This window comes from Nocardia veterana NBRC 100344, assembly GCF_000308855.1.
Taxonomy (GTDB): Bacteria; Actinomycetota; Actinomycetes; order Mycobacteriales; family Mycobacteriaceae; genus Nocardia; species Nocardia veterana.
Map to the genome: position 1 here is coordinate 1 of NZ_BAGM01000041.1, position 1,112 is coordinate 1,112.

At 65.2% G+C, this 1,112-nt stretch carries 1 protein-coding gene; it reads right to left on the reverse strand.

Translation table 11 applies throughout. The annotated features are described in order from the left end of the window. Positions 1-43: 43 nt before the first annotated feature. Entirely contained in the window at positions 44-946 is a 903-nt protein-coding gene (locus ON37_RS07020; RefSeq protein WP_040717967.1) for an IS5 family transposase, read from the reverse strand. Positions 947-1,112 lie beyond the last annotated feature (166 nt).

Consider the following 1,112-nt stretch of genomic DNA (forward strand, 5'->3'; position numbering starts at 1 on the left):
CTAGCCCGTGTTTTGAAAGTGGGTGAGGGGTGGGTGCATGTCATCACCCGTGTCGGAGCCATTGGTTGATAGCGGTGATGTGGACGGTAGCTTGGTAACGGACGGCGAGTTTGTCGTATCTGGTTGCCATGGAACGGTTTTCCTTCAGCTGGCCGATGCCGCACTCGACCGCGTGACGGTCCTTGTATCGTTCGGTGTCGAACGCCGGTGGCCGGCCACCGGCCGAGCCCTTCTTCTTCCGGTTGGCCGTCTGGTCCGTCTTCACCGGAATCGTGGCCTTGATCCCGCGTTCGCGCAGGTAGACGCGGTTGGCGTGGGAGCTGTAGGCCCGGTCGGCCAGCGCCTGGTCCGGGCGGGTTCGTGCCCGTCCCGGTCCCAGGCGCGGCACCGAGATCGCGTCGAGCACACCGGTGAACTGCGGGCAGTCGGCGCGTTGACCGGCAGTGATCAACAGCGACAGCACCTTACGGCCCTGCTCACACGCCAGATGAGTCTTGGTCGTCCACCCACCACGCGACCGCCCCAGCGCGTGATCGGCGGGCTCGACCTCGACCCCGCCGGGTGGTTCGGCCTGCCTGTGACCCGCACGACGGGCACCAGCGGCATGACGATGCGCCCGGGCAATGGTGGAATCCACACTCACCCGCCACTGGATGCGGCCGGTGGCATCGGCATACGCCTGCAGCATTTTCCAGATCAACGCCCACACACCCGCCCGCTGCCAGCGACGGAACAACCCGTACACCGTCTGCCACGGCCCGTAGCACTCCGGCACGTCCCGCCACGGCGAGCCCACCCGAGTACGCCATCGAATCCCATCGATTAGCTGCCGTTTCGTCCACTTCGGCGGGCGGCCCGCCTTCCGTCCACGAGGCAGCAACGGCTCCAACCGCCGCCACTGCGCGTCGGTCAGATCCGCCCGCCTCGTCACCGCTACCCTGGTCACGAGGTCTCCGGTTGTCAGGTAATGCTTGGTCGCTTACCCATCTACCGGAGACCTCTTCCTCATACAGCACCGACACACCCACGCAGGCAGCATCATTCACCACAATGCTCCTGACAGGCGCCACACAGCGGCACCCATCAGAAACCACTTTCAAAACACTGCCTAG